Source organism: Streptomyces sp. NPDC031274 (genome assembly GCF_055570235.1).
The window spans coordinates 1-1,004 of the sequence record NZ_JBVIHP010000527.1 but is presented as its reverse complement, the minus strand read 5'-3'; the positions used below and the strand labels follow the sequence as shown (position 1 = coordinate 1,004).

Here is a 1,004-nt window from a genome sequence, read left to right as displayed (position 1 = left end):
CGGGCCCTCGGCGATCAGACGGGTGGCCTCGATGCCGTCCATCCGGGCATGCGGATGTCCATCACCACGACGTCCGGCCGGAGTTCGCCGGCGAGCCGGACGGCTTCGGTGCCGGTGCCGCCTCGCCCGCGACCTCGATGTCGCCCACGCCCTTCCCCCCAACGCCTGGGACCGCCTGGCCCAGCCGGGCGGCCCGCCGGAGCTCTACCCGTGGACGGCCACGGGGGCCTGGACGGTCTACGGGGTGTGGGCCCTGGCCGCGGCGGCGATCGCGGTGACGGCGGTGCGGCGCCGCGATCAGTGAGGCCCGTCGACGAGACGGAGCACGGCCCCGAGCCCTCGCACCGCCCCTGGCGCGGCCCCGCCCGGCAGCACATAGGACCGCAGCCCCGCGCCCGCGGCCCCGCCGTCCTTGGCGGGGTGGTCGCCGACCATCAGGGTGTCCGCGGGGGCCACGCCCAGCTCCGCGCACGCGTGGCCGAAGAGCCGTGGGTCGGGCTTCTCGGTGTCGTGTTCGTACGAGTGGACCCAGCTGCCGAACCAGCGGTCGAGGCCGTGCAGGGCGAAGGTCGGCCGCAGGTCCCAGCCGACGTCGCTGACCACCCCGAGCGCGATCCCTCGCGCGTCGAGCCCGGCCAGCGTGCGCTCGGCGTCCGCGTACGGCAACCAGTGCTCCGGGGAGCGGAGTTGCTCGTAGAGGACGGTGGCGAAGGGCGCGAGCGCCGGGGCCGATGCGTACCAGGTGGTGAACGCGTGGCGGTGGGCCTCGGACGAGACGTCGCGTGCGTGCTGGGCCTCGGCCACGGCGGGGTCCGAGAGGCCAGCCTCCAGGGAGGTGAGGATGGCGTCCATCGCGGGCCCGTCCACCGGGTCGGGCAGCGCGGCGCGGATGCGGTCCTCGTACGGCTGGATCTGGAACAGCGTCCCGGAGAAGTCGAAGAGCACCGCCCTGGGCGGCGTCACCGGGGTGGGGGCGACGGTGCGGATCGGGCCCTCGGGGCCGG

General features: G+C 75.8%; 1 protein-coding gene and 1 pseudogene. One reads left to right on the top strand and one right to left on the bottom strand.

The features are described 5' to 3' along the window. Positions 1-304: pseudogene (locus tag ACZ5CR_RS47695) on the top strand (hypothetical protein); the annotation flags it as partial. Here the strand turns inward: ACZ5CR_RS47695 and ACZ5CR_RS47690 are convergent. Further along, positions 298-1,004 (bottom strand): HAD family hydrolase (locus ACZ5CR_RS47690; protein WP_468870345.1); only part of this gene is annotated, 707 nt, incomplete at its 5' end. The pseudogene ACZ5CR_RS47695 and the gene ACZ5CR_RS47690 sit on opposite strands and share 7 nt — an antisense overlap.